Raw genomic sequence first — 24,475 nt, 5'->3', positions numbered from 1 at the left:
CCCCGGAGAATCCGCCAGGCCCGGGGGCGGCGGAGCGGACACACCCTGAGATCGCGGCGCATGAACCGGGGTTGACCCCGATGTCGCGAAGCCGATCGCATGGGACGATCGAGGAGTGAGTCGAATGGAGGTCGAGCCGGTCCCGAAACTGGTGCGCCGCGACGGCGGCCGCGTCGTCGCCGGTGTCGCCGGCGGATTGGCCGATCATCTCGGGGTCGAGGTCTTCCGCGTGCGGATCGTCTTCGTGGTCCTGGCCGCGCTGGCCGGCGCCGGGGTCGCCGCCTACGGGCTGCTGTGGTTCTTCTGCCCGCAGGGCGACGACACCGCGTCACCGGCACCGGGAGAGCGTCGTCAATCCCTCGGTCTGGCGATGGTCGGGCTGGTGGCCATGGGCGTGGTCGGATTCGCGGCGTCGGGGACCCCGGCGGAGTACCTCATCCCGTTCGTCTTCATCGCGTTGGGCGCCGCCCTCGTGTGGCGCGAATTCGATACATCCCCGCGCGCACCCCGCACCCCACTGCGCACTTGGACGCGGTTGATCGGCGGCGTCGCGCTCGTTGTCGGCGGCCTCGTGGTCGTGGTGGTGGCCGGGGATCGCAGCTTCGGCGGTCTCAATTCCACGATCCTCGCGGTCGGGGCGACCCTGATCGGCGTCGTCCTGTTGACCGTGCCCCTGTGGATGCGGATGCTGCGCACCATCAACGAGGAGCGCTCGGCCCGCATTCGCAACGCCGAGCGCGAGGAGATCGCCTCGCATCTGCACGACTCGGTCCTGCAGACCCTGGCCCTGATCCAGAAGAAGGCGGGCCGCCCCGAGGAGGTGGCACGCCTGGCCCGGAGTCAGGAACGCGAGCTGCGGGCCTGGCTGTTCGGCGACCCGGCCACCGAACGCGGCTCGCTCGCGGCCGCACTCCGGAGTGTCGGCGCCGAGGTCGAGGACGCCTACGGTATCGAGGTGGAGATCATCACCGTCGGCGATCTGCGTCCGGACAACACCCGGGACGCCAAACGCTGGTCGGCTCTCGTGGGGGCCACCCGCGAGGCGCTGGTCAACGCCGCCAAGCACTCCGGTGAACGCACCGTGGACGTGTACGGCGAGATCACCGACGACGAGGTCGAGGTGTATGTCCGTGACCGGGGAATCGGTTTCGACCCCGACGCCGTCGACGACGACCGCCAGGGCATCTCCCGGTCGATCCGCGCACGTGTGGAGAGGATGGGCGGCCGCGTGCGGATCACGTCGACCCCCGGGCGCGGGACGAACGTGGGTCTGATGATGCCGCGTGGTGACGGGGGATCGGGATCGATCGACGAGAGAGCGGACGACACCCGACGCTCTGCCGAGGTGACCGTCGACGCGGTCGCCCCGACCGACAACAGGAAGGCACGATGACGCCGAGTTCCCCGAGTTCCGACCCGACCGGCCCCGGTCCGGTGACCTTCTATCTCGTCGACGACCATGCGGTCTTCCGCTCCGGGGTCCGTGCCGAACTGGCCGACGAGCCGGGCCTGCGCGTCGTCGGCGAGGCGGGCACCGTACCCGAGGCAATCGACGGGATCGTGGCGGCGGCTCCCGATGTGGTCCTGCTCGACGTGCACATGCCGGCCGGCGGCGGGGTGGCGGTCCTGCGCGGAGTGCTCGATCGACTCGGATCGAACGGAACGGGTTCGAATGCAACCGGTTCGAATGCCACGGGTTCGACACCGCCGGTCTTCCTGGCCCTGAGTGTGTCGGACGCGGCCGAGGATGTCATCGCGACCATCCGGGCCGGTGCCCGCGGTTACGTGACCAAGACGATCGCGGGCCCGGAACTCGCCGACGCGGTCCGCCGGGTCGCCGACGGCGACGCGGTGTTCAGCCCACGTCTCGCGGGTTTCGTCCTCGACTCGTTCACCGGGAAGTCCGCGGCACCCGAACCGCCGCTCGACCCCGAACTCGACTCGCTGACCAGGCGCGAACTGGAGGTGTTGCGCCTGCTGGCGCGCGGGTACACCTATCGGGAGATCGCCGAGGAGCTGTTCATCTCGATCAAGACGGTCGAGACACATGCGTCGAACGTTTTGCGGAAGACCCAGCAGTCCAACCGCAATGCCCTCACCCGATGGGCGGCCACCCGTCACATCGGCTGACCGCAGCGGCGCCGGCTCAGCGCAACAGCGCGATCGCGAGTACGACGACGACCGCGAGCACGGCGAAGAACACGAAGATCGACACCGCCAGTGCCGTGCTCGACGTGCCCGGCGCCGGCGGACCGGGGTTCGGTTGCCGGGATCCGGATGAGTACTGCTGGGAGGCAGGCGGTCTCGGCGTCGACGAATGTGGTTGCGGCGTCGACATCAGGGTCGGGGACATGCCGCGACGTGTGTCCGGAAGGTCGCGGGAGCCGCGATCGGCGGACATCGTCGGGGCGTATGGGGGCAGGGTGGCACCGGCCGGACGATGCGAACCGGTCGTCGACGACCGGCCGCCGCGCTGTGACCAGGTCGGCGTGCCCGCTCCGGGCCGGGTGATGAGGCCGGTCAGGACCGCCTCGCGGGTGCCTCGGGAACCGGCCGCGAACGAGGTGAGCATGTCTCGTGCCTGACTCATCGTCGGGCGTTTGGTCGGGCTCGGTTCCAGGAGGCGCAGCAGGATCGGCTCGAGCTCGGCGGCATTCTGCATGGGATTGATGCGTGCGCGTGCGACCTTGTGCAGCAGCGCGATCGAGTTGTCGTCGACACCGAAGGGCGGCTGACCCTCCACCATCGTGTAGACGGTCGCGCCCAGCGAGTAGACGTCCGAGGCCTCCTGCGGATCGGCGCCGCGCGCGACCTCGGGTGCGAAATACGCAGGCGTTCCGGTGATCACGCCGGTCTGGGTGAGAGTGACATCGTCCTTCGCCCGCGAGATCCCGAAGTCGGTGATCTTGACCAGGCCGGTCTGCCGTCCGCCCTCGGCGATGAGGATGTTGCCGGGCTTGATGTCGCGGTGCACGATCCCCGCGGCGTGGGCCTCGACCATCGCATCGGCCACCTGGGCGCCGATCTGGGCGGCCTCGGCGGGCGCGAGAGTCTTTGTGGCGTGCAAGATCTGGGCCACACTGCGGGAGGGTAGGTATTCCATGACCAGCCAGGGCTCGCCCCGGTCGAGGGCGACATCGTGCATGGCGATCGCATTGCGGTGGGAGAGCTTTGCGGCGATCCGCCCCTCCCGCATGGCCCGCTTGCGCACGTTGTCGGCGGAGTCCTCGGTGAGGCCCTCGGTGGAGACGACCTGCTTGACGGCGACGTCACGGTCGAGGAGTTGGTCGCGGGCGAGCCACACGGTTCCCATGCCGCCGCCGCCGATGCGCGACTTCAGACGGTACCGGCCGGCCACCAGGTACTGGGGACCCGGCGCATGGTGGGTTCCGGCGGTCGTCGACATACGGAGATGATAGCGGCGAGGTCGACGCCGCGGGCACCGCACTTGACAGCCATCTCGTACGTATGTTCGACTCCCATCATGCGATGGTCGGATCAGGCGGTCGAGGTCGACGACGGGTCGCTCCCGGGGCTGAGCCGCTCGGGTCTGGTGCGGTCGGTGCGTACGCCCGATTTCGAGGGTGTCACATTCCACGAGGTACTGGCCAAGAGTGCGCTCAACCGCGTGCCGGAGGCCTCGCAGCTCCCGTTCCAGTTCACGGTCAACACCTTTCGTGGGTGCACGCATGCCTGCCGCTACTGTTTCGCCCGTCCGACGCACGAGTATCTCGACCTCGACGCGGGCACCGATTTCGACACCCAGGTCGTGGTGAAGCTCAACGTCGCGGCAGTGCTGCGCAAGGAGCTCAAGCGCCGGTCGTGGACCCGGGAGACGGTGGCGCTGGGCACCAACACGGACCCGTATCAGCGTGCCGAGGGGCGGTACCGACTCATGCCCGGCGTGATCTCCGCGCTCGCCGAGTCCCGGACGCCGTTCTCCATCCTGACCAAGGGCACCTTGATCCGTCGGGATCTTCCGCTGTTGCGTCAGGCTGCGGGGGAGGTCTCGGTCAGCGTCGGGATCTCGCTGGCGATCCTCGATCAGGACCTGCAGAAGAAGATCGAACCGGGGACGCCGTCGCCCCAGGCGCGGCTGTCGGTGATCCGCGATCTCGCCGACGCCGGCATCGCGCCGCACGTGATGGTGGCCCCCGTCATCCCGTACCTCACGGATTCGACCGCGCATCTCGACTCGTTGCTAGAGGCCCTCGCCGAGGCGGGCGCGTCGGGTGTGACCGCGTTCCCGATGCATCTGCGCTCCTCGACCAAGCCGTGGTTCCTCGAGTGGCTGGCGGGGGAGCATCCGGCGCTCATCCGCCGGTACCGGGGGCTCTACGGGCGTGGCGCCTATGTCACCCCGGAGTACTCCTCGTGGCTGCGTGACCGGATGAAGCCGCTCGTGCACCGGCATGGCCTGGCCGGTTCCGGCGGTCTCCGGCAATCGGGTCCCGACTCGCCGGCGACGGTGGCCGCGCCCGAGTTGCAGCACGCCCTCACCCTGTTCTGACCCGTGCCGTCCTGACCGCGCCCGCTGAGCTGGGCGGATTCGACGTGGATACGAAAATCCTATGCTGCGCAACGGCTTTCGGCTTCGGTTGACGCTTGTCGGTGGTTGGTTCTACTCTCGAACAATCGAAACAGTGTTCGAATGATCGGCGGACGAGGGGCCTCCCTCGGGATCGTTCGGGAACTGTGTCGAGAACCCTGATGGCGCGCACCTTCCCGGCTCGTCGAGAACTACTCATGTCGACTGGAGGGTGCCGGAATGGATGTCTCTGCTGGTGTGGCCGTGACCGATGCCGTGACCGATACGGCGGCCGGTGGCCGGGCCGACGAGCTGGCGGGTCTGCGCCGGCGGATGGCGGCCATGTCCGGTCGGCCCGACCAGCGGGTGGTCGAGGTCCGAGACCGGTCGGTGGGTGTCCTCCCCGTGCCGGAATCGTTGTCGGATATCTTGCCGCACAACGGCATTCCGCGAGGTTCGGTGGCCCGGCTCGACGGCGCCCGTTCGGTGCTGATCGCGATGATCGCTTCGGTGACCCGTGCGGGTGGACAGGTGGGGATCGTCGGGTTGCCCCGGTTGAGTCTGCTGCCCGCGGCGGAGATGGGCGCCGACCTGTCCCGCATCGCCACCATCCCCGATCCCGGTCCCGACCCGGTCGAGGTGGCAGCGGTGCTGCTCGACGGTATGGACCTGGTGATCCTGGACCTGGGGAGCGGCGGCGAGGGGGCCCGCCCGCGGAACGAGATGGTGACCCCCTCGCGTGCCCGGGTGGTCATGGGCCGCGTGCGCAAGCAGTCGTCGGTGCTGCTGGTGACCGGTGGTGCATGGCCGGGTGCGCAACTGGCCATCGAGGCCCGTGTCCTCACCTACCGGCACAGTCCGGTCCTGCCCGGCCGGTCTGCTCCCGCCTCCCGCGCGGCCGGTCTCGACTCCGCACGCAGCGGCTACGGCCGCATCGGCGGGATGCGGCTGCAGGTCACGGTGTCGGGTCGCGGCCGGCAATCCGAGAGCACCGAGGTCGAGCTCCGGGCGACGGGCCACGGTGCCGATCGCACGGTCGAGATGGTCGCGGCGACGACCGTCTCCCCGGTGCTCGCGGTGGCGAACTGATGCCCTCCGGAGAGCCGGGGTCTCGGCGTATCCTCGCGCTCTGGTGCCCGGACTGGCCGGCGATGGCCGCGGCGGCCGAGGCGGATCTGCCCCCGCTGCATCCGGTCGCGGTGCTGTCGGCGAATCGGGTGGTGGCCTGTTCGGCCTCGGCACGGGCCGCCGGTGTGCGGCGGGGGATGCGGAAGCGACAGGCGCAGGCGGCGTGCACGGAGATGACCGTGGTCGCCGCCGACGAGAACCGGGACGGACGGCTGTTCGAACCGGTGGTCGCCGCGGTCGCCGAGGTGATCCCCGCCCTCGAAGTGCTCCGGCCGGGTCTCCTGGTGATCGCCGGCGACCGTGCCGCCCGCTACTTCGGCGGGATGGAGGCCCTCGCGGAGGAGCTCGTCGACGTGGTGTCGGCGTGCGGCATCGAGTCGCAGGTCGGCATCGCCGACGAGATCTTCACCGCCGTCCTCGCCGCCCGGCACGGACATCAGGTGGAGCCCGGGGGTGACCGGGAGTACCTCGCCGGCCGCCCCGTCGCCGACCTCGCCGTCGAACCCAGCATGAGCGATCCGTCCCGTGCCGATCTCGTGGAGTTGCTGCGCCGGCTGGGGATCGGCACGATCGGCGCCTTCGCCGACATGTCCGTCACCGACGTCGCCACCCGGTTCGCCCGGGATGCGGTCGTCGCGCACCGGCTGGCCAATGCGGTGCCGGGGCGTGTCCCGTCGTCACGTGGTGTGCCGGCCGAACTCGACGTCGACCACACCTGCGACCCGCCGGTCGACCGCATCGACGTCGCGGCGTTCATCGGTCGCACCCTCGCCGACGTGCTGCACCGACGCCTGCGTGATGCCGCGGTGGCCTGCACGCGACTCACCATCATCGCGACCACCGAACGCGGACAACAGCATTCGCGGACCTGGCGATGTGCCCAACCGCTGACGCCGGAGACAACCGCGGATCGTATCCGATGGCAACTCGAGGGGTGGCTGACCGGCGCGGCGCGGCCCACCTCCCCGCGGGTCGAGCCGCGCGCAGCGAGGAGCAGTGCCCGACCCGACTCGCCGATCGTCCGGCTGCGGCTCGAACCGGTCGAGGTCGTCGAGGCCGGGGCCCTGCACTATCAGCTCACCGACGATCTCTCCCGTGGCGGGCTGGCCGGTGAACCGGATGTGGAGGAGCGCGCCCGGCGTTCGCTGGTGCGGATACAGGGGCTGCTGGGCGGGGATGCGGTCCGTATTCCCGTGCTGAGCGGTGGTCGTGGACCCGCCGAACGGATCACCATGGTCTCACTGGGCGACGAGCCGGTGCCGCGCCGGGATCCGTCGGCGCCATGGCCCGGACGCCTGCCACAACCCAGCCCGACGGTGCTGGTGGAGACCGCGATCCACGTGCTCGACGCCGTCGGGCAACCGGTGAAGGTGACCGATCGCGGGGCCTTCACCGCCGAACCGGTGACCGTCGCGCTGGCCTCGTCCCGGGCGCGCCGGTCGAGTTGGGGTCTGTGCTGGTGGGCCGGGCCGTGGCCGGTCGGAGGCGCCGACCGGCCCGCCGGGGCCTCGGTGCCGACCGGAGCCGCCGAGACCGGACTGACCGCGCGGGCGCAGGTGCTGCTCGACGATTCGCGCGCCCTGCTGCTGTGCTACCGCGCCGGGGAGTGGATCGTCGAAGGTGTCTACGAGTGACTGCGTCCCGCGGAGTGGCCTTCGGGAAGAAACGCCGCGACCGAAAGCGTGCGCGTTCGCCTCGAAGATGCCACTCTCGACGCATGGCACGTACCTGGTTGTCGGTCACCGTGGAATTGCTCGGTGGTCGTGGAATCGATTTGTGGCCCTGGCCCGGAAGGGTTTTCGCGGTCGGGCCGGCGCACACGTTCAAGGATCTGGCGACCGCCATCGATGACGCGTTCGCTCGATGGGATCGTTCCCATCTGTCACTGTTCACCCTGGACGACGGCCGGGTCGTCGCCGACGCCGCGCTCGGTTCCGACCTGGCCGGTGGTATCGGCGGCCCGATCTCCGAGCCCGTGGACATCGCCACGGCCAAGGTCGCCGCGTTCGCAGCGACCGGCTCCGAGTTCCAGTACACCTTCGATCTCGGCGACGGGTGGACCCATCGGTGCGTCGTGGGGGATCTGAAGGTCGACCCGGTGGACGTGTTGGGCATCAAGCCGAAAGCGCCGTTGCCGTACTTCGGGTGGGGTGACATCCCGGATCAGTACGGTCGACGGACGGCCGATGGGGACGACGACACGCCACCACGCCCCACCGTTCCTCATCCGATGCTCGTCGGACAGTGGCCCGCGCAGAAGGAGATACGTGAACTCGATCTGGGCGAGGTACGCGGGTCGATCGCGTCGTCGGATGCCGATCGTTTCCTGGATGCCGTCATCGGATGCGATCTGCACGACGCACTCCAGCAGGTCGGCCCCGGGGTACCGATGGCACTGCAGAAGCGCCGCGAGCGAGCCGAACCGGTGGCCGTGTCGATCGTCGAACAACTCAACCGACGGGGAGAGGCCGGCGACGCCGAACTCGCCGAGGAACTGCTCGCGAGCCTGCGCGGGGAACCCGCGCCGGGACGGCCGATCGCGGTGGATCTCGAGATGCTCAGCGACGAGATGGAGGGTGATCCGAACCGGTCAACCGGCGGACTCATCGACCTGAGCACCGGCTTCGTGTACAACGACGAGATGCTCGACCCGGGCGTGCTCGATGAGGAGATCGACGTCGAGGAGGACCCGGACCGCTGGCTGCGCTTCGACTGCATCGGTTCGCGCGACAGCTGGCGGGACATGGCCGATTTCGCCACGCGCACCACTGATCCCGACCTGCGAAACCGTCTGGAGCGCGCGATAGAGGGACGAGGTGCGTTCCGCAGGTTCCGGGACGTCGTCCACGAAGCGGGTGTGAGTCAGCAGTGGTACGCGTTCTCCACCGACCGCAAGTTCGGACGGGCACGCAAATTCCTGGTCCGGCAAGGAATCCGACCCGTCTGACTCAGCTGTTGCGCCCCCGCGCGATGACCGGCCACCGGCTGTCCGAGCCGTCGGTCGCCACCAGTTCGTCGACGAGATTGACCGCGGTGCAGACGTGGTTGGGCACCGCCCGGATCACGTCGCCCAACCGGGGGGCTGACGTCGATTCCGCCGGGAACTCCACCACCGCATGATGTTCGGACAACTGCACGACGCGGGCGTCGGGGTGATCGAGGAGGCGTCCGTGGCCGGTCGCCCAGGCGGCTCGGTCGGCGCCGAGGATCTTGCTGCCCGCGTCGACGACGATCCGTCCGGGTTCGCTCCGTACCACGGTCGCCACCGCAGTCAGTGCGACGTCGTCGAATCCGCAGGTGCCGATCTCGACCTGCTGGGCGTCGTTGAGGGGATACACGCCCGGACGGATCTCGGTGAGCACGCCCGCATACGCGGGGTCGCCGACGAATTCGACGGTGGGTGTGGACCCGCCGCTACGCACCCGCGGATCGATGCCCTGCGCTCGGAGACTCTCCGCCGCCGTACGCAGTGCCGCCACCTCCTGTTCCGCGGCCCGCCGGCGGGTGTCGCCGACGCCGTAGCCGTGGCCGGGAAAGGTGAAGACGCCGACGACGTCGAGCCCCGCTGACACGCCCGCCACCGCAACGCCTCCGGCGTCCCCGGGCACGGCCCCGGTGCGGTGTTGTCCGGAGTCGACCTCGACGAGCGCCTCGATCCGCTGCCCGCCGAGCAGCGCCCCGAGATGCCGTGCGCCCTCCGCCGAGTCGACACCCACCCGTAGCGACACCCGGTCTGCAAGGGCGCGCAACCGGGCGGCTTTCGCCGGGGTCGGCCAGATGGGATAGGCGATGAAGATGTCGGTGCACGAGGTGATGTCGGCGGCGTCGGCGAAGGCCTCGGCCTCGCCGATGGTGGCCACCGCCAGCCCCGTGGCACCGGAATGGATCTGCATCCGCGCGATCTCGGCGCATTTGTGGGTCTTCGCATGCGGCCGGAAGTCGACGCCCGCCGATCGCGCGCGGTCGGCGAGCACCGCGAGGTTGCGCGTCATGCGGTCGACGTCGACCTCGAGATACGGGGTGTCGATCACGCGTCCCGCCCGCCGGCGTCACGATCCGAACGGCCCAGCGCCGCCGCCGATTCGCCGAAGACCAGGTACTCCTGGTGCAGGATGCGAGTGGTCAGTCCGGGGGTGACGCGGTGCCCGATCTCGACGACGAGCCCGACCAGCGAGTCGACGCGCTTGGGTCGATCGATGATCGCGTGCAGCACGCGCGCCGCGGCCCGGTCGACGTTCCAGGTCCCGGGCTGGTTGTCGTAGGCCTCGGTGGGCGCGATCATCCGCGTCTTCACGAGGGGGAGACGGACATTGGAGAAGGTCACGTGGTCGGAAACCGTCTCGGTACCGGTGACGTCGCTGAAGGCCTCCAAGGCGGCCTTCGACGCCGCGTAGGCACCGAACCGCGGGCCACGCGACTGCACCGCGATCGAGGTCACGTTCACCACATGACCCGCCTGCCGGGCGATCATGTGCGGCAGCAGTCCGAGGACGAGGTTCACCGCGCCGAAGTAGTTGACCGCCATCACCCGGTGGTAGTCGTGAGACCGATCCACCGAGTTGACCGTGGCACGACGGATCGACCGGCCGGCATTGTTGACCAGGACGTCCACGTGACCGTGCGCGGCCAGCACGGTCTTGACGAGCGCATGGACCGATTCCTCGTCGGTGATGTCGCACTGGTATGCGGTCACCTGACCGGGCGGGATGCCCTTCTTGCTCGTCGTCGAGTTCAACTCCTCGGTCGCCGACTCGAGTTCGTCGGCGTTGCGGGCGACGATGAGGACGTTGGCCCCGCGTGCGACACACATCCGTGCGGTGGCCTTGCCGATTCCGCTCGACCCGCCGGTGATCAGGACGTTCTTGCCGACGAGCGGCCCGCGCGGATCGGTGCGCCGGTTGCGCGACCGGTCGAGGTGTCGTGACCAGTAGGTCCACAGGCGCGGGGCGTAGTCGGCGAAGGCGGGCACGGTGATGCCGAGGTCACCCAGGACCGCCACGGTGGTGTCGGCGCGGAAGTCGACCGGCAGCGTCACCGCGTCGAGTACTGCCCCGGGGATGCCCTGCTGAGCGGCGACGAGGTTGCGTCCGACGCGCGCGACCCCCATGCCGGACAACGTCATCACCGGTTCCACCGCAGCCCGTGGGATGGCGTCGAACCCCTTCGGCGCGTTGAACGCCGGTGCCAGCGCGTTGTACATCTCGGTGGTGGTGAGCGACTTCGGGTCGCTGAGATGGAACACCAGTCCGCTGCGCGTGGGGTTCACGCCGAGGAGGGCGACCATTGCGGCGGCGACGTAGTCGACCGGCACGATGTTGAGCGTCCCGAGATCGGGCATCGGCAGTCGCAGCATGGAGGGCAGTCGGCCGAGCGTCGCGAGGTGGCCGAAGAAGTAGTAGGGACCGTCGATCTTGTCCATCTCGCCGGTGCGCGAGTCGCCGACCACGATCGACGGCCGGTATATGCGCCAGCGGAGTCCCTCACGTTCGCGCACAACGCGTTCGGCCTCGAACTTGGTGCGATGGTAGGGAGTCGGAAAGCCCTGTCCGACTTCGAAGTCCATTTCGGTGAAACGCCCGCGGTGATCACCGGCCACGGCGATCGAGGAGACGTGGTGGAACAGCGCATCGTGCGCGATCGCGAAGTCGGCGGCGCGCGAGGTCCCGGCGACGTTGGCGGCGCGCTGTGATTCCGCGTCGGCGGCCATGTCGTAGATCGCCGCGAGGTGGATGACGTGATCGATCGCGGGGACGGTGTCCGGTGCGATACCGAGTCCGGGTGCGGTCAGGTCGCCGACCACGGGGGTGACGCGGTCGCCCGCGTCGAGGTCGTCGAGCATGGCGACGAACGCGGAGCGCGAGGTCTCACGTACCAGTGCGTGGATGGTGGCGTCGGGAGCGACGGTCAGGAGGCGTTCGAGTACGCGTCGCCCGATGAACCCGCTGCCCCCGGTGATGAAGTAGCTCGTCATGGATGAGATCCCATCAGATGGGCGGGCCGACGGCCCGCTGGCTGTCCACGGCCCGCGGGCCGCGGATCTGTCTGGTACTCAGGGTGACACTAACTTGCGGTGATGGCAACGACTACGCGCGCGGCGTCGCGCGCCCGAATGCGTCGACCGTGCGCCTCAAGTCTTCGATTGTGCGCCCCGAGGGCCTGACCAGGCCGACTTCCGCAACAGGCGGGCGCCGTTGAGGGCGACGAGCACGGTCGAACCCTCGTGCCCGGCCACGGCCAGGGGAAGTGGCAGGGTGCCGATGAGATCCCAGGTCACGAGGGTGAGGATCACGGTGGCGGCGATGCACAGATTGGCGATGACGTAACGGCGGGCGAGGCGGGACAGCCGTATCAGTGCGGGGACCGCGGTGAGGTCGTCACGCACGATGATCGCGTCGGCGGTCTGGACCGCGAGGTCCGCACCGCGACGACCCATCGCGATGCCGGTCCCCGCCGCCATGAGTGCCGGTGCGTCGTTGATGCCGTCGCCGACCACGAGCACGTGTCCCTCGATCTCGCCGACGATCCGGACCTTGTCCTCCGGCAGCAGGTCGGCGTGTACCTCGCGGATTCCGGTCCGGTCGGCGACGTCCGCGGCGACCGATGGCCGGTCGCCGGTCAGCAGCAGGACCGAACCCGACGTGACGTCGCCGATCAGCCGCACCGCCTCGGCGGCGTCGTCCCGGAGGCGGTCGACGAGTTCTATCCGGCCGATCTCCCACCCGTCGACGAGTACGCCGACCACCGTCCCGGTCGAGCCGGCGACGGCGCGCTCCACGGTGACGCGGCGCCCGCCGACCGCCCCCGTCACCCCGCGTCCGGGAAGTGCGCGGAAATCCTCCACCGATTCGACGCCCAGTCCGCGGTCGGCGGCGGCGGTCACGATCGCGCGACCGAGGGGATGCTCGCTGGGGTACTCGACCGCGGCGGCCAGCGCCAACACCTGTGACGGGTCGTGACCGTCGAACGCCGTCACGTCGACGACCTGCGGGCGTCCCTCGGTGAGGGTGCCGGTCTTGTCGAACGCGACGACCGAGGTCCGTCCCACCGACTCCATCACCGCGGCGGACTTGACCAGGACGCCGTGCCGACCGGCATTGGCGATCGACGCGAGCAGCGGCGGCATCGTCGACAGGACGACGGCGCAGGGCGAGGCGACGATCATGAACACGATGGCACGAAGCAGAGCCTCGTCGAATGTGTTGCCGAACAACACCATTGGGACGCCCAGCACCAGCAGGGTGGCGACGACGACGATGACAGAGTACGTCTGCTCGACCTTCTCGATGAAGAGCTGGGTCGGTGCCTTCGTCTCGGATGCCTCGGCCACGAGCGTCGCGATGCGGGCGATGACCGACTCCGACGCCGGATGGGCGACCTCGACGATCAGTGCGCCGGTGCCGTTGACGGTGCCGGACAGCACGTCGTCGCCCGCCGCCCGCACGACCGGGACCGACTCGCCGGTCACGGCCTGCTGGTCGACCTCGCTGCGGCCGTCGACGACGACGCCGTCCGCGCCCACCCGTTCGCCCGGACGGACGAGGATACGCTGGCCGACTTCGAGTTCGCGGCAGTCGATCTCGCGTGTCATGCCGTCGGGCGCATACAGGGTGGCCCGTTCGGGGGCCAGTCCGAGCAGGGCGGTCACCGAATCGGCGGTGCGCTGGGTGACGACGACCTCCAGAGCTCCCGAGGTCGCGAAGATCACGATCAGCAGCGCGCCGTCGAAGACCTGCCCGATCGACGCGGCGGCGACGGCGGCGACGATCATCAGCAGATCGACGTCGAGTCGTCGTTCCCGCAGTTCCTGCAGGCCCGATCGCGTCGGTTCCCATCCGCCGGCCAGATAACACGCGAGATATGCGGTCCACCAGGACCATTCGGGCGCCTGGCTGATCTGGAGCAGCCAACCCGCGAGAAAAAGCGCCAGCGCGAGGCCCGCCCAGCGCACCTCGGGTAGCCGAAGTCCCGTCCGGAAGATCGACGGCGGGGTGGTCCCGCGGTCTGCTCCCGTAAGCGTCGAGTCGCGGGCCGTTCGTTCCGTCGTCTCCGCCGTACCCATCGTGTCTCCCGTCTGTCGTCGGCCCTTCTGCTGGTTGAGCCGGCACCGAGTCGAAGCCACTCGCCGGCAGCCACCCTCCTGCTGGTCGAGCCGGCACCGAGCGCGAGCGAGGCGCCGAGTCGAAGCCACTCACCGACAGCCACCCTCCTGCTGGTTGAGCCGGCACCGAGCGCGAGCGAGGCGCCGAGTCGAAGCCACTCGCCGACAGCCACCTCTTAGACAGTAACAGTTCATATGAAGATGTTTTCATGTGATGTCCAGCCGGTAGCATCCGCTGCATGGGACACGGCATCGACGAAGGGATGCGGCCGGTTGCGCGGCTCGATCCGGAATCTGCCGTGCACGTCGCCACCACCCTGCAGGCGCTGGCGACCCCGAGCCGGTTGCTCATCCTCACCGAGTTGCGGTCCGGACCGCGCTCGGTGACCGATCTCGCCGACGCCGTCGGCATGGAGCAATCCGCGGTCTCCCATCAGCTCCGGTTGCTCCGCAACCTCGGCCTGGTCACCGGCACCCGGTCGGGCCGGTCGATCAGTTACAGCCTCTATGACAGCCATGTCGCCCAGCTGCTCGACGAGGCGGTCTACCACAGCGAACACTTGCGGCTCGGGCTCGCCGAGCGTCCGCAATCGGCGGGTTGATCCGACGTCACCGAAAGGCATCGCATGACCAGTGACCACACGGCCACGTCGGGAGAACCGCTTCTGCTGATCGAGCAATCCGGGCGGGTGCGGACGTTGGTCTTCAACCGTCCGGAGGTCCGGAATGCGCTCAGCTCCGATCTGATCGACGCTCTCCGTTCCGAATTGGCGAACGCGGATCACGACGATGACGTCGACGTCGTCATCCTCACCGGCGCGGGCTCGGCATTCTGCGCCGGCCTGGACCTGGCCGAGTTGGGCTCGTCGACCGACGGTGCTCGACTGCTCGATCATGCGGACGTACCTGTCGGGCATCCGTGGCGCCCCATCTCGAAGCCGATCATCGGCGCCGTCAACGGTGTCGCCGCCACCGGTGGTCTGGAGTTCGCGCTCGCGTGCGATGTCCTGATCGCGTCCGAACGGGCCCGCTTCGTCGACACCCATTCGCGGGTCGGGGTGTTGCCGGGCTGGGGTCTGACGTCCCGATTGCCGGAAGCGGTCGGCCGGGGTTTCGCGCGCCGTATGAGCCTGTCCGGGGAGTTCGTCGATGCCCAGACGGCGCTGCGGGTCGGTTTGGTGACCGAGGTGGTGGCCCACGATCAGCTGATGGCCGCGGCGATGGAACTCGCGGTGTCCATGGCCGGGAGTGACCAGCTCGCGGTGCGGACCATGCTCGACTCGTATCGGCGTGCCGAGCAGCATCTCGTCGGCCCGGCGCTCGACGTGGAGAACGACACGTCGGTCGAGTGGATGGCAGGTTTCGACCCCGCTCGGGTCGCCGATCGTCGGTCCGGCATCGTCGAGCGGGGCCGGGCCAACAGCTGAGTCCTCCCCGCTGTCTTATCGAACTTGTGTTCGATAAGCTTGGCGGGTGGGCTGGGATCAAGGACCACCGACGTGGTCGGAGATGGAACGGGTGCTCGCCGGCCGGGCGCCCGGCAGTGCCGACCGGCCCGGCACCGAGTTCGGTCCCGACCTCAGCGAATGGGCGCCGTTCCCCGGGGATGGCGGCGACAGTCCGGCCTGGTCGCGCAAACGCGGCGCCTACCAGGCCGAGGACATCGCGCGCGGCTCGTCGGCGGTGCCCTACGCCGAACTGCACGCCCACAGTTCGTACAGCTTCCTCGATGGTGCGTCGATGCCGGAGGAGCTGGTGGAGGAGGCGCAACGGCTCGGACTCCGCGCACTGGCCGTCACCGATCACGACGGGTTCTACGGCATCGTGCGCTTCGCCGAGGCGGCCCGTGAGTTCGGCATGCCGACCGTCTTCGGTGCCGAGCTGTCACTGGAACCCGACATCGCGCGGACGGGTCAGAACGATCCACCGGGCGAGCATCTGCTGGTCCTCGCCCGGGACGGTGAGGGCTACCGCCGTCTGTCACGGACCATCGCCGACGCGCACATGGTCGCGGGGGAGAAGGGCCTGCTCCGCTATGACCGCGAGGCCCTCGCCGCGGCCGGTGGCGGGCACTGGCTCATCCTCACCGGATGCCGGAAGGGTGCCCTCCGACGCGCCCTCGATCGCGGCGGCGTCCCGGCCGCCGAGCAGGCGCTGCGAGAACTGATCGAGACCTACGGCCACGACAACATCGTCGTCGAGCTGACCGCGCAGGGCATGGCCGACGACGACGAACGCAACGCGGTGCTCGCCGGCCTCGCCGCCGGGGCAGGCGTGCCGACCGTGGCCACCACCGGCGCCCACTTCGCCGCGCCCCGGCGCCGACGGCTGGCGATGGCGATGGCCGCCGTCCGGGCCCGCACCGACATCGACACCATCTCCGGGTGGATGCCCGGCGTTGCCGGATCACATCTGCGCAGCGGCGACGAGATGGCGCGGCTGCTGCCCGCACATCCCGATGCCATCGACAACGCGGTGGGCATCGCCGCGGACTGCGCATTCCACCTGGGCCTCATCGCACCGCAGTTGCCACCCTTCGACGTCCCCGACGGGTACACCGAGGCGAGTTGGTTGCGCGAACTCACCATGACCCGGGCACGCCGCCGGTACGGCACCCCCGCCGAACATCCGCAGGCCTACCGGCAGATCGAGCACGAACTCGCCATCATCGAGACGCTCACGTTCCCCGGCTACTTCCTGGTGGTCGCCGACATCGTCGATTACTGCAAGGCCAACGACATCCTCTGCCAGGGCCGGGGGAGCGCGGCCAACTCGGCCGTCTGTTACGCCCTCGGCATCACCAACGTCGACCCGGTCGCCAACACGCTGCTCTTCGAACGGTTCCTGGCCCCCGAGCGCGACGGCCCGCCCGACATCGACATCGACATCGAATCCGACCGACGCGAGGAGGCCATCCAGTACGTCTACCGCCGCTACACCCGGGAGCGCAGCGCGCAGGTCGCCAACGTCATCACCTACCGGGGGAAGTCGGCGATCCGGGACATGGCCCGGGCGCTCGGGTACGCGCCCGGTCAGCAGGACGCCTGGGCCAAGATGCCTGACACCGCTCCCGCCGACGTCGCCGAACTCGCCGGCGAGATCCTCGGCATGCCAAGGCATCTGGGTATCCACTCCGGCGGCATGGTGATCTGCGACCGGCCGATCGCCGATGTCTGCCCCACGGAGTGGGCGCGGATGGAGAACCGCAGCGTGCTGCAGTGGGACAAGGACGACTGCGCCGCCATCGGACTGGTCAAGTTCGACATGCTGGGTCTCGGCATGCTCTCCGCCCTGCACTATGCGATCGACCTGGTCGCCGAACACAAGGGGATCGACGTCGACCTCGCCACCCTCGACCTCGCTGAACCCGCCGTGTACGAGATGCTCTGTCGCGCCGACTCGGTCGGCGTGTTCCAAGTGGAGTCCCGTGCGCAGATGGCCACCCTCCCGCGGCTGAAACCGCGCTGCTTCTACGATCTCGTCGTCGAGGTGGCCCTGATCCGGCCCGGCCCCATCCAGGGCGGCTCTGTGCATCCGTTCATCAAGCGGCGCAACGGAGAAGAGCCGGTGACGGTCGAGCATCCGTCGATGAGCAGGGCGCTCGAACGCACCCTGGGGGTGCCGCTGTTCCAGGAGCAGCTGATGCAGTTGGCCGTCGACGTGGCCGGGTTCGACGCCTCCGAGGCCGACCAGTTGCGCCGGGCGATGGGTTCCAAACGGTCGCCGGAGAAGATGGAACGCCTGCGGCAACGTTTCTACGAGGGCATGGAGAACCTGCACGGCATCACCGGGGACACCGCCGACCGCATCTTCGAGAAGATGGCCGCGTTCGCCAATTTCGGCTTCCCGGAGAGTCATTCGCAGAGCTTCGCGTCCCTGGTGTTCTACTCGTCGTGGTTCAAGCTGCATCACCCGGCGGCGTTCTGCGCCGCGCTGCTACGGGCGCAACCGATGGGTTTCTACTCACCGCAGACCCTGGTGGCCGACGCCCGACGGCACGGTGTCGCGGTCCATCGCCCCGACATCAATGCCTCACTCGCGCACGCCACTCTGGAGAACGAGGGTCTCGATGTCCGGTTGGGTCTCGACGGTGTACGCGGGGTCGGGGAGGAGGCGGCGCAGCGCATCGTCGACCGCCGGTCCGACGGTCCCTACCTCGACATCACCGATCTCTCCCGGCGCGCCCGGCTGACGACCAAGGAACTCGAGGGGCTCGCCGGTGCCGGCGCCTTCGACGGGTTCGGCCTCAGCCGGCGTCAGGCCCTGTGGGAGGCCGGGGCCGCCGCGACGGTGCGCGACGATCAGCTGGCCCTGGAATCGGCGCAGGCGACCCCCACCCTTCCGGGTCTCTCCGACGTCGAGCTGGCGGCCACCGACGCCTGGGCCACGGGGATCACCCCCACGTCGTATCCGACGCAGTTCCTGCGTCCCCGGCTCGACGCGATGGGAGTGCTGGCCGCCGATCGCCTGCTGTCGGTGCCCGACGGTTCGCGCGTGTTGGTCGGTGGCGCGGTGACCCATCGGCAGCGTCCCGCCACCGCGTCCGGGGTGACCTTCATCAACCTCGAGGACGAGACCGGGATGGTCAACGTGGTGTGTTCGGTCGGTTTGTGGGCGCGGTACCGTGTACTCGCTCAGACGGCACCCGCTCTGCTGATCCGCGGCCGGGTGCAGAACGCCGAAGGCGCTGTGACCGTCGTCGCAGATCGACTGCAGCGCATGGATCTTCGGGTGGGGAGCAGATCCCGGGACTGGCAGTAGTCCTCCGGCGGACGCGCCGGGATGTCCGAGCCGGATCGGTGTTCACGAAGAACAGGAAGAGTCATGCCGCAACAGGTCGTGGTGACCGTCAAACCGAAGAGCAGCAAGGGCCCGTTGGTCGAGACGGGTCCCGGCGGCGCGATCACCGTCTACGTCCGCGAGCCGGCCACCGAGGGCCGGGCGAACAAGGCCGTCTCCGAACTGCTCGCCGCCCACCTCGGGGTCCCGAAGAGCAAGATCGCGCTCATCGGCGGTGCCACGGCACGCATCAAGCGCTACCGCGTCGGCTGATCACACCGCGCCGGCGAAACCGTGCTGACGCCACGCCTCGTAGACGACGATGCTCGCGGCGTTGGCGAGGTTGTGGGAACGACGTCCGGCGAGCATCGGGATGCGGACCCGGTCGGTCACCTCGGGTTCGTCGAGGACCTCCGCCGGTAACCCGGTCGGCTCGGGGCCGAACAGCAACACGTCGCCCGGCTGGTAGTCGACGTCGGTGTGATAGCGCTCGGCATGGGCGGTGAACGCGAAGACCCGTTCCGGCTTCAGCGTCGTCCAGGCGGTCACCAGGTTCGGATGCACGGTGACGTTGGCCATCTCGTGATAGTCGAGTCCCGCGCGCTTCACCTGCGCGTCGGACATCGAGAACCCCAGCGGTTCGATGAGGTGCAGTTCGCACCCCGTGTTGGCGGCCAGCCGGATCGCGTTGCCGGTGTTCGGCGGGATGCACGGCTGGTAGAACATGATTCGGAACATGATGGTGTCAGCGTAGTCGGTGACGACCGTCGCAGATGTCGCGCGATCGCGCCGGTCACACGGCGAGCGCGGTGTTGGCCCCGCAGAGCACGATGCACAGCGTCGAATCGGGTTGCGGCCGAACAGCTCCCGAGACCACACCGGCGACCGCGGTGGCGGTGCCGTGTTCGACGAGGATGCGGTGGGTGTCCCAGAGCATCCGTCGCGCCGCGATGATCTGTTCGTCGGTCACCAGGACGCTCCCGACCGCCGGGTTCCCGGCGACGGCGTTCCAACAGAGCCCGCCGACGCTGGTGGCGCCGAGCGAGTCCGCGGCGATGCTCTCGAGTTCGACGGGTACGGGAGTTCTCGCGGCGAGGGCCTGATGCAGACATGACGCGCCGAGTGGTTCGACGCCGACGATGCGGTCGCCCGGGCGCAGCGTCGCCGCGAGGCCCGCCAGAAGCCCGCCCCCGCCCACACAGACGACGGTCGTGAGCGGTCCGGGCACGTCGTCGATCATCTCGAGACCGATGGTGCCGGCGCCGGCGACGACATCGGGGAGATCGTAGGCGTGCAGCGCGAGCGCTCCGGTCTGCTCTGCCAGCGCGACGGCGGCGTCGGCGGCCTCGGAATAGCGCCGTCCCATGAGGTGGACGCGCGCTCCCGCGGCGCGCAGCGCGTCGATCTTGACCGGCGGCGCGGTCTCGGGGATCACCACGGTGACCGGCACGCCGACGATCCGCGCCGCGATTGTCGCGCCGATCGCGGCGTTGCCGCCGGAGGCGACGAGCACACCGGCGTCGGTCAGCAATCCCTGGTCTTGGGCGTGCAGCGTCGCCCAGAGGCTGCCGCGCGGTTTGAAACACCCGCCGACTTGGGCGTACTCGAGTTTGAGAACCACCTCGACCGGCCCGTGGACGGTGTCGATGGTCGTGCGTAGTGTCGGCGTGCGACGGAGGTGGGGTGCGATCGCCGCGCGGGCGAGGTCGACGTCGCTGCGCACCACGGTCACCGTTCCGACAGTAGCGCCGTGGAAGAATGTCGGCGTGACCGCGATACGACTCGATGGCAAGACCACGCGCGACGAGATCTTCGCTGATCTGGCCGAGCGGGTGGAGAAGCTCAGGCTGGCGGGTATCACGCCTGGTCTGGGTACCGTTCTGGTCGGCGACGATCCGGGTTCGCACTCCTATGTCAAGGGAAAGCACGCCGATTGCGCCCGGATCGGCGTTGCCTCCATCCGCAAGGACCTGCCGGCCGATGCCACCACCGAGCAGCTCAACGCGGCGATCGACGAGCTCAACGCCGATCCGGCCTGCACGGGCTACATCGTGCAGTTGCCGCTGCCCAAGCATCTTGACGAGAATGCCGCCCTCGAGCGGATCGACCCGCTGAAAGACGCCGATGGACTCCACCCGATCAACCTCGGGCGGTTGGTGCTGGGCAAGGAGTCGACGCTGCCGTGCACCCCGCGCGGGGTCATCCACCTCCTGCGACGCTACGACGTCCCGCTGGCCGGCGCCCGGGTCACGGTGGTCGGGCGCGGGGTCACCATCGGCCGGCCCATCGGGCTGCTCCTGACCCGGCGGAGTGAGAACGCCACGGTCACGCTGTGCCACACCGGCACCACGGATCTGGCGTCGGAGATCGCCCGGGCCGACATCGTGATCGCCGCGGCCGGCGTGCCGCACCTCATCACCGCGGACATGGTGAAGCCCGGCGCCGCGGTGGTCGACGTGGGTGTCAGCCGTACTGACGAGGGTCGTCTCGCCGGCGACGTTCATCCCGATGTCTGGGAGGTCGCGGGCCACGTCTCGCCGAACCCCGGTGGTGTGGGTCCGCTGACGCGGGCGTTCCTGCTGGTCAACGTGGTCGAACGTGCTGAGCAGATGCTCGCCTCGGGGAGTGGTAGCGACGCGTGACCCGAGAGGAGCACCAGAGTGGGTCCGCTCACTCCGAACCGCCCGGCGCCGCGGACGCCCGTCCCGGACACCGGGGGCGTCGTGCCGCCGACTCCTCCCGGTTGCGGGCAGTGCTCATCCAGCTCCCGTACCTGCTGGTGATGTTGGGTGTGCTGGCCGCCGCGCTGCTCGTGATGTTCGATCGCTGGCGGCGTGGGTCCTTCGTTTTCGGGGCGGCTCTGCTCGTCGGAGCCGTACTCCGTGCCTTCATCCCCTCCTCGCAGGCAGGCCTGTTGCAGGTCAGGGGCAAATCGTTCGACGTGACGGCGATGGCCACGGTCGGCGGCGTGATGCTGTGGCTGGCGGCGTCGATCGACTCTTTGGGCACGGATTGATTACAATAGAGACCTGAGCGTGACCTGGCGGACCAGTCATGCGCTCAACCAGGCAATTTTCCGCTGCTCTGCGCAGACACACCGACCGCTGGAGTTTGTATCACCGCATCACCAACCGACGGCACCGTGAATGAAGTGACGTCCATGGGCGTGTCAGCAGGGGCTGGCATGATTCACTACGTCCTCTTGACGCGTGACGATCTCGGTCGCAGTGTGGTCGATTCCCGCGTGATCGACGTGGATCCCACCGACGGCCTCGATTCCGCCGGCCGGGTCAACGCCGGGATCGACGTGATGCTCAGCGCCGCCCGCGAGACCGGGACGCGAGTGGGCCCGATCGGGGTCGCCGCACGCACGGGGAGCCAGCGTCGGCAATTGCGTTCACGGGGCAGCGGACCCCGGCGTCAGGTCCGTCTCGCCGGCGAGGACGAGGCCGTGCTGGCCTACCTGACCGACACCGGGGAGATCGACCGTTTCTCGTCTGCCGTCGTCGTCGACTGCGGCGACACCGGCATGTCGCTCTACACCGTCGATCCCCGCGAGGGTCGCATCGGCGACGCCGAGCACTCGACCGTGCTGAGCGGTCGTCGTCTCGACCGGTCCATCGTCGACCAGCTGACCGCCGACAATCCCGTCCTGGGCGACGCCACTCGGACGCGGGCGGAGCGCAGCGAGTTGCGCAGCGCGTGCCGGACCGCGAAAGAAGAGATCGCCTACGGCGGCGTCGCGGCCGCCGAGTCGGTCGTCGCGGTCTCGGCGAACACCGGTCGTGTGGCGCTGTCCGCGACCCAGGTCGAGCAGGCGATCGCGCCGATGATCGGTGATGCGAAAGAAGTGTTCGCCCGCTATGTAGCGGCCGTCAGGTCACGCGGCGTACGACCGGACGCGGTGGTGTTCATCGGCGGACTCGCCAACCTCCCCGCGGTGCGCGCGATCGCGGCAGAGCATGAGCTCGAGGTCGTGAACCCGACGGCGCCGGAGCTGGTCGTGGCCACCGGCGCAGCCTTGCTGGCCCTCCAGAGTTATTCGGGCGCAGCGCGTCTGGCGTTCATCGGGGGCAAGCCGCAGCGCGAGTGGCTTTCCGCGACCCCAATTGCGGTTGCCGGGGCGGTCATCGCGGCCACATTGATGACGATCTACGCGGTGAGCTCGTCGTTCGCCGACCGTCCGGCCGTCGAGCCGCAGCCGTCGGTCAGCAGTGTGCCCCCCGCGGCGGCGACCAGCGAGGAGGAGCCGCCGTCCACCGCGCGGCCCACCTCCCAGCCGATCACCCGAATCCCGGCCGAACCCGTCGAGCCCACCGTCGTCACTCCCGTTCCGACGCAACGGCCCGCGCCCGAGACCGGCTGGAACGACCCGCCGGCATGGGCGACGACGGAGTTGCCGCCGACGCGGCCGTCCACGAGTACCAGCACCCGCACCCTCTCGCCGTTCCCGTGGCCGGACCTGACCTTCCCGCCCGGTTCGACACCGACGATCCCGCCGGACCTGCTGCCCCCGGGTATGCGTCCGCCGAGTGTGGCGCCCACTCCGCCGCCGCCCACGTACTCGACGTCGACGTTGCGCTCCGCGCCCAGCGGCCCGCCGCGGCCGAGCAGCACCCGCGCCACCGGGTCGACTGAGATTCCGGGTGTAGCCGAACCGGGGAAATCCGTTGACGGGGAGTCGGGCTCACCGGTGACCCCGGTACCTCGGTCCGGCAGCCCGGTCCCGTCGGTGCCGGCGCCGCGCTGACAGGACGCCGCCGACAGCTGGGTTACGGTCCGTCAGGCGTCGCGACGCGCGAGTTCGACAGTGCGCTTGAGTAGATCGCTGATGGCATCGAATTCGGTGAGGAATCCGTCGTGGCCGGTCTCGGAGTTGACGACCTGGAGCCCGCCGACGCAGTTGCCCAGCTCGTCGGCGAGTTCGACCTGCAGCCGGATCGGGTAGAGACGATCGGAGTCGATCCCCCCGACGATCACCGGAACGCGGCAATTGTTGAGCGCCTTGGCGACTCCGCCGCGACCACGGCCGACGTCGTGGTGGTTGAGGACCTCGGTGAGGACGACGTAGCTGGCCGGGTCGAAGCGGGACATCAGCTTCGACGCCTGGTGGTCGAGATAGCTTTGCACGGCGTAGCGCCCGCCGGTCAGGGGATTCTCGTCGCCCTGGGCGTCGTTGCCGAAGCGGGAGTCGAGCTCCGGCTCGCTGCGGTACATGAGGTGGGCGATCCGACGCGCGATCCCCATGCCCTGCAACGGAATGCGGCCGGTGCCGTGGTAGTCGCCGCCGCACCAGTCCGGGTCGGCCTTGATCGCGGCGATCTGTGCGGACTGGATACCGATCTGATCCGCGGTCGCGCGGGCGCCGACGGCGAGCACGAGGGCGCTGCGGACGCGGTCGGGGTACTCGATGGCCCACTCGAGCGCGCGGGCGCCGCCCATCGAACCGCCGAGAACCGCACCGACGCTGCGGATTCCGAGGCGGTCCAGCAGTGCCACCTCGGCGCGGACCTGGTCGAGCACGGTGATCTGTGGGAAGCGTGAGCCCCAGGGCCGACCGTCGGGGGCGATGGAGCCCGGACCCGTCGAGCCCTTGCATCCGCCCAGGACGTTGGCGGAGATGACGCACCATTCGTCGGTGTCGATGGCCTGTCCCGGGCCGATCAGCCCGTCCCACCATCCGGCCGAGTCGTGGTCGGCGTCGGCGGGTCCGGTGACGTGCGAGTCGCCGGTCAGTGCGTGGAGCGTGAGGATGACGTTGTCGCGGGACGGCGACAACGTCCCCCAGCGCTGGAACGCCAGGGTGACGTCGTCGATCCGTGCTCCGCTGTCGAGAGGCAACGAGCCGATGGGAATGCCGACGAGTTCCCCGTCCGGGAGGGTCTCCCAGTCGGGCTGATCAGATGCTGTCGCATTCAGGTCGATACTCACCGACAAAGCTG

20 protein-coding genes are annotated in these 24,475 nt (G+C 69.3%); 13 read left to right on the top strand and 7 right to left on the bottom strand.

The window, feature by feature from the left end:
* Positions 1 to 124 precede the first annotated feature (124 nt).
* Both KB201_RS01105 and KB201_RS01100 read left to right on the top strand, forming a co-directional pair.
* The gene (locus tag KB201_RS01105) at positions 125 to 1,393 is read left to right on the top strand and encodes an ATP-binding protein (protein ID WP_058250685.1); all 1,269 of its coding nucleotides are present in this window, start codon (positions 125 to 127) and stop codon (positions 1,391 to 1,393) included.
* Positions 1,390 to 2,130: a response regulator transcription factor gene (locus KB201_RS01100; protein WP_211538173.1), complete on the top strand. Its 741-nt coding sequence runs from the start codon at positions 1,390 to 1,392 to the stop codon at positions 2,128 to 2,130. The genes KB201_RS01105 and KB201_RS01100 overlap by 4 nt, the downstream gene beginning before the upstream one ends.
* Before the next feature lie 16 nt (positions 2,131 to 2,146).
* Here the strand turns inward: KB201_RS01100 and KB201_RS01095 are convergent, their stop codons facing one another.
* The gene (locus KB201_RS01095) at positions 2,147 to 3,406 is read right to left on the bottom strand and encodes a serine/threonine-protein kinase (protein ID WP_211538172.1); all 1,260 of its coding nucleotides are present in this window, start codon (positions 3,404 to 3,406) and stop codon (positions 2,147 to 2,149) included.
* Positions 3,407 to 3,484: 78 nt separating this feature from the next.
* Here KB201_RS01095 and KB201_RS01090 point away from each other — a divergent pair, with 78 nt between their 5' ends.
* From KB201_RS01090 to KB201_RS01075, 4 genes are all read left to right on the top strand, one after another.
* Entirely contained in the window at positions 3,485 to 4,510 is a 1,026-nt protein-coding gene (locus KB201_RS01090) for an Rv2578c family radical SAM protein (RefSeq protein WP_065629888.1), read from the top strand.
* Between the two features lie 258 nt (positions 4,511 to 4,768).
* The gene (locus KB201_RS01085) at positions 4,769 to 5,617 is read left to right on the top strand and encodes a hypothetical protein (RefSeq protein WP_211538171.1); all 849 of its coding nucleotides are present in this window, start codon (positions 4,769 to 4,771) and stop codon (positions 5,615 to 5,617) included.
* Positions 5,617 to 7,290 carry a DNA polymerase Y family protein gene (locus KB201_RS01080; RefSeq protein WP_211538170.1) on the top strand — a complete coding sequence of 558 codons (1,674 nt, stop codon included), beginning with the start codon at positions 5,617 to 5,619 and terminating at the stop codon, positions 7,288 to 7,290. Before KB201_RS01085 ends, KB201_RS01080 begins: the two co-directional genes overlap by 1 nt.
* Positions 7,291 to 7,373: 83 nt before the next feature.
* Positions 7,374 to 8,603, top strand: coding sequence for a UPF0158 family protein (locus tag KB201_RS01075; RefSeq protein ID WP_211538169.1), 1,230 nt, complete (start codon positions 7,374 to 7,376; stop codon positions 8,601 to 8,603).
* Position 8,604: 1 nt separating this feature from the next.
* On the opposite strand, the gene KB201_RS01070 is transcribed toward KB201_RS01075, so the two are convergent.
* The 3 genes from KB201_RS01070 to KB201_RS01060 form a co-directional block, all read right to left on the bottom strand.
* Positions 8,605 to 9,687, bottom strand: a complete 1,083-nt coding sequence (locus KB201_RS01070) for an alanine racemase (RefSeq protein WP_211538168.1) — start codon at positions 9,685 to 9,687, stop codon at positions 8,605 to 8,607.
* Complete coding sequence (locus KB201_RS01065) at positions 9,684 to 11,627, bottom strand: SDR family oxidoreductase (RefSeq protein WP_211538167.1); 1,944 nt, start codon at positions 11,625 to 11,627, stop codon at positions 9,684 to 9,686. Before KB201_RS01065 ends, KB201_RS01070 begins: the two co-directional genes overlap by 4 nt.
* 156 nt (positions 11,628 to 11,783) lie before the next feature.
* The gene (locus tag KB201_RS01060) at positions 11,784 to 13,715 is read right to left on the bottom strand and encodes a heavy metal translocating P-type ATPase (protein ID WP_211538166.1); all 1,932 of its coding nucleotides are present in this window, start codon (positions 13,713 to 13,715) and stop codon (positions 11,784 to 11,786) included.
* A gap of 278 nt (positions 13,716 to 13,993) precedes the next feature.
* Between KB201_RS01060 and KB201_RS01055 the strand changes: the two genes are divergently transcribed.
* From KB201_RS01055 to KB201_RS01040, 4 genes are all read left to right on the top strand, one after another.
* The gene (locus KB201_RS01055; protein ID WP_058250675.1) at positions 13,994 to 14,356 is read left to right on the top strand and encodes a metalloregulator ArsR/SmtB family transcription factor; all 363 of its coding nucleotides are present in this window, start codon (positions 13,994 to 13,996) and stop codon (positions 14,354 to 14,356) included.
* A gap of 24 nt (positions 14,357 to 14,380) precedes the next feature.
* Positions 14,381 to 15,181, top strand: a complete 801-nt coding sequence (locus KB201_RS01050) for an enoyl-CoA hydratase (RefSeq protein WP_211538165.1) — start codon at positions 14,381 to 14,383, stop codon at positions 15,179 to 15,181.
* Between the two features lie 46 nt (positions 15,182 to 15,227).
* Positions 15,228 to 18,515 (top strand): error-prone DNA polymerase, encoded by a 3,288-nt coding sequence (locus tag KB201_RS01045; protein ID WP_058250674.1) that lies wholly within the window; start codon positions 15,228 to 15,230, stop codon positions 18,513 to 18,515.
* Between the two features lie 63 nt (positions 18,516 to 18,578).
* The gene (locus KB201_RS01040) at positions 18,579 to 18,806 is read left to right on the top strand and encodes a DUF167 domain-containing protein (protein ID WP_058250673.1); all 228 of its coding nucleotides are present in this window, start codon (positions 18,579 to 18,581) and stop codon (positions 18,804 to 18,806) included.
* On the opposite strand, the gene KB201_RS01035 is transcribed toward KB201_RS01040, so the two are convergent.
* Together KB201_RS01035 and KB201_RS01030 are read right to left on the bottom strand one after the other, a co-directional pair.
* Positions 18,807 to 19,271 (bottom strand): tRNA (cytidine(34)-2'-O)-methyltransferase, encoded by a 465-nt coding sequence (locus KB201_RS01035; RefSeq protein WP_058250672.1) that lies wholly within the window; start codon positions 19,269 to 19,271, stop codon positions 18,807 to 18,809. It lies immediately after the preceding gene.
* Between the two features lie 55 nt (positions 19,272 to 19,326).
* Positions 19,327 to 20,259: a serine/threonine dehydratase gene (locus KB201_RS01030; RefSeq protein WP_058250880.1), complete on the bottom strand. Its 933-nt coding sequence runs from the start codon at positions 20,257 to 20,259 to the stop codon at positions 19,327 to 19,329.
* A 40-nt stretch (positions 20,260 to 20,299) separates the two neighbouring features.
* Between KB201_RS01030 and KB201_RS01025 the strand changes: the two genes are divergently transcribed.
* The 3 genes from KB201_RS01025 to KB201_RS01015 all read left to right on the top strand — a co-directional run bounded on the left by KB201_RS01025 (position 20,300) and on the right by KB201_RS01015 (position 23,283).
* The gene (locus KB201_RS01025) at positions 20,300 to 21,175 is read left to right on the top strand and encodes a bifunctional methylenetetrahydrofolate dehydrogenase/methenyltetrahydrofolate cyclohydrolase (RefSeq protein ID WP_175404280.1); all 876 of its coding nucleotides are present in this window, start codon (positions 20,300 to 20,302) and stop codon (positions 21,173 to 21,175) included.
* A gap of 101 nt (positions 21,176 to 21,276) precedes the next feature.
* Positions 21,277 to 21,549: a DUF3017 domain-containing protein gene (locus tag KB201_RS01020; RefSeq protein WP_058250878.1), complete on the top strand. Its 273-nt coding sequence runs from the start codon at positions 21,277 to 21,279 to the stop codon at positions 21,547 to 21,549.
* A 168-nt stretch (positions 21,550 to 21,717) separates the two neighbouring features.
* Entirely contained in the window at positions 21,718 to 23,283 is a 1,566-nt protein-coding gene (locus tag KB201_RS01015; RefSeq protein WP_078112076.1) for an Hsp70 family protein, read from the top strand.
* Between the two features lie 32 nt (positions 23,284 to 23,315).
* Here the strand turns inward: KB201_RS01015 and KB201_RS01010 are convergent, their stop codons facing one another.
* A complete protein-coding gene (locus KB201_RS01010; RefSeq protein WP_058250670.1) occupies positions 23,316 to 24,470 on the bottom strand; it encodes a homoserine O-acetyltransferase in 1,155 nt (384 codons plus the stop codon).
* Between the last annotated feature and the right edge of the window lie 5 nt (positions 24,471 to 24,475).

Source organism: Gordonia sp. SCSIO 19800 (genome assembly GCF_018132775.1).
GTDB lineage: Bacteria > Actinomycetota > Actinomycetes > Mycobacteriales > Mycobacteriaceae > Gordonia > Gordonia hongkongensis.
This window is presented reverse-complemented; position numbering and strand designations above follow the sequence as displayed.